The sequence below is a fragment of the Halovivax sp. genome (assembly GCA_007119345.1).
Lineage (GTDB): Archaea > Halobacteriota > Halobacteria > Halobacteriales > Natrialbaceae > Halovivax.
Genome location: SKPV01000213.1, coordinates 1 through 2,765, shown reverse-complemented (window position 1 = coordinate 2,765; position 2,765 = coordinate 1). Strand labels below are relative to the sequence as shown.

The following is a 2,765-nucleotide window of genomic DNA, read 5'->3' as shown; positions in this document are numbered from 1 at the left end:
TCACGATCGCCCTCGGCGGTGCCTGCAGCGGCTGTGGCATCTCGCCGATGACGATCCAGGCGATCAAGAGCCGGATGGTCAAAGAGATCCCCGAAATCGAGCAGGTCAACGCCCACACCGGGATGGACGGCGGTGGCGGCATGGGCGGCGGCATGAGTCCGTCGTTCCCCGGCGAGACCGTCGACGACGGTGACGACGAAGGTCCACAGGCGCCGTTCTGATCCCGGTCGAGAAACCCAGAGTAACCGTTACCGGACGTTTTTCTGCCGTTCCCACGTGCTGAGCGCCGCGGCGAGCGTCCGGTTCGTCGGGGCCTTGAGGCCGACTGTCTCGGCGCGGTCGACGACGTACCCCGAGATGGCGTCGACTTCCGTCCGCCGGCCGGCGCGGACGTCCTGGAGCATCGAGGACTCGTTGCCGGCTGTGGCCTCGGCCACCTGTTCGAGGGCGGCGACGGCCGTCTCGTCCGCGAGGTCGACGCCGTCGGCGCGGGCGACGCGAGCGGTTTCCCGGGCCGCCTCGGCGGCGAGTTCGGCCGCGGGTTCTTCGAGGACGGCTCCGTTCTCGACCCGGGCGAGCGCGGTGACGGGGTTGATCCCTGCGTTGACCGCCAGCTTCTCCCAGAGCCGTCGCGGCATGTCGTCGGCGACCAGCGTCTCGATGTCGGCGGTCGCGAACGCCTCGCCGATCCGGTCGGCGACCGCCGAGTGACCGCCCGTACGCGAACCGAGCACGACCTCGCCGATGCCCGTACAGCGGACACGGCCGGGTCGATCGAGGACGGCGCCGTAGGTGGCCGTGCCGGCCAGAACGGGACAGGAGAGCTCCTCGGAGAGACGCTCCTCGTTCCCCATCCCATTTTGTAGCGAGAGGACCGCGTCGACCGAGCCGGACGAGAGCGCCCGGGCGGCGCTCGACGTGTCGAACGACTTCACCGTGACGATCGCCAGGTCGGCCGTCAGTTCCGTCCCATCGCTCGTCGCGGACGGCGACACCTCGAACTCGTGTTCGCCGGTGACTGCCAGACCGTCACGGTCGACGCGGTCGGCGTGGCCGGCACGTGCCACGAGGGTGACGTCGTGTTCGCGGGCGAGCAGCCCGCCGACGAGGCTGCCGAGGCTGCCCGCGCCGAAGACGACGATCTCCATACGCCACCCTCGGCGCGCCAGCCCATAGACGGTTCGGGTCCGTCGTCGTCCAAACGGGCGGTTCGGGTCCGTCTTCTTCGGGCGGGCGACCGGGGTTCCCGTTTCAGTCCTCGGTCCAGTACATCAGGTTCTCCCGTGCGGTGTCGCAGTTGGGACAGCGGTCTGGAAAGCCCCGATCGAGCTCGCCCATCTCCCCGCATTCGGTACAGCGCCACATCAGCTCCGCCTCGCCGAACGCCTGACCCGCGCGGGCGTGCTCGACCGAGAGTGCCTCGGCGCCCTCCCGCGTCGTGACGAAAAAGCCGCTCGCGTCGAGGCCACGAACTGTGCCGAGGGCCGCGCCGGACTCATCGTAGACCTGCTGTCCGAGACCGACCGCGTCGACCTGCTCCGTCGCCTCTTGCTCGCCGTTCTCGGTCGGACGCTCGCCGGTGTTGACCATGGGGAGCGCTACCTCGCCGACGACAATAAAGCTCTCAGGGCCAGGATTCGATTTCACGACGGAGAACGCAAGCGTGCGACGCGGTGGGTGCGAGAGACCGTGCACAGACTCACTCGACGACCGGATAGGGAACGACGGAGACCCGTTCGCCGGCCGCGAGCGCAGACTGCGTGACGACCACCCCGTCGGCCCGACTCGCCCGCGTGCTCGAGGAGAGCACGCTCGGATCGAACGTCGTCTCGTAGACCGACAACGGCGAGTCGACGTGACCGAGCGGCATCGCATCCCAGCCGTCATCGCCCTCGGTCAGCGTGACTGGCACCACGTACTCGAAGCCGTCAGGACCGAGATCGACGTCACGAGCGAAGGTAGCCGGGACTGCGGGTGTCGACGCCGAGCCCGTAAAAAACGGCCGCGCGACGAGCGTCGCGATCGTGTGGGCGCCGATCGGCTTCCCCGGGATGGCAAACGCCGTCGCGTCGTGATCGGGGAGCGTCGCCATCGCGATCGGTTTGCCGGGCCGGATGCGGACCCGGTGAAACTCGACGCGTCCGAGCGAATCCAGCGCCCGCACGACGTAGTCCTTTCGACCGACCGAGGTGCCGCCGGTGGTGACGACGACGTCGTACTCGCTGGCGAGGCGATCGATGGTGGACTCGACGCGGTCGTACTCGTCGGGGACGCTTCCTTCGTACGTCGCCTCGTGGCCCCATGACCGGATCAGTCCCGCGAGCATCGCCGAGTCGAGGTCGCTGGTCCGCCCCTCGTGGATCTCCGTCCCGGTGGCGAGGACGGCCGTCGACAGCCGTTCGTGGACGGCTACCGAGTCGAGTCCCAGGTCGCCGAGCAGTATCGCGTCTTTCGGACTCAGCCGCTCGCCGGCCTCGAAGAGCGTCTCACCGGCCGAGAGGTTACTCCCGCGTTCGTAGGTGTAGCTGCCGGGCTCGATCGACGCGCCGCGCAGCTGGCCGTCGGACACCTCCGCCTCCTCGCGTTTGAGGACGGCGTTCGCGCCCGCCGGGAGGGGTGCCCCGGTCGCGATGCGGACGGCCTCGCCGGACGAGATCGAGGGGGGTTCGTCCTCCGGATACACCTCGTCGACGACCGAGAGCGGATAGTCGTCGGTGGCGTCGAACGCGAAGCCGTCCATCGTCGCGTGATCGTGCGCCGGGACG

Annotated in this window: 4 protein-coding genes; 1 reads left to right on the top strand and 3 read right to left on the bottom strand. The window is 69.2% G+C overall.

The features are described from left to right. Positions 1–221: NifU family protein (locus tag QZT59_RS15045; protein ID WP_290818206.1), on the top strand; the 221-nt coding region annotated here is incomplete at its 5' end. 27 nt (positions 222–248) lie between these two features. Here QZT59_RS15045 and QZT59_RS15040 read toward each other — a convergent pair. The 3 genes from QZT59_RS15040 to QZT59_RS15030 all read right to left on the bottom strand — a co-directional run. Beyond that, on the bottom strand, positions 249–1,148 hold the full coding sequence (locus QZT59_RS15040) for a ketopantoate reductase family protein (RefSeq protein WP_290818203.1): 900 nt from the start codon (positions 1,146–1,148) through the stop codon (positions 249–251). 103 nt (positions 1,149–1,251) lie between these two features. Then, complete coding sequence (locus tag QZT59_RS15035; RefSeq protein ID WP_290818200.1) at positions 1,252–1,590, bottom strand: hypothetical protein; 339 nt, start codon at positions 1,588–1,590, stop codon at positions 1,252–1,254. Positions 1,591–1,699: 109 nt separating this feature from the next. Further along, a partial coding sequence (locus QZT59_RS15030; RefSeq protein WP_290818197.1) for a molybdopterin molybdotransferase MoeA occupies positions 1,700–2,765 on the bottom strand: 1,066 nt, incomplete at its 5' end.

Coding starts and splice junctions, on each gene's coding strand:
- QZT59_RS15040 (WP_290818203.1), bottom strand. CDS start 1,148: ATGGAGATCGTCGTCTTCGGCGCGGGCAGCCTCGGCAGCCTCGTCGGC.
- QZT59_RS15035 (WP_290818200.1), bottom strand. CDS start 1,590: ATGGTCAACACCGGCGAGCGTCCGACCGAGAACGGCGAGCAAGAGGCG.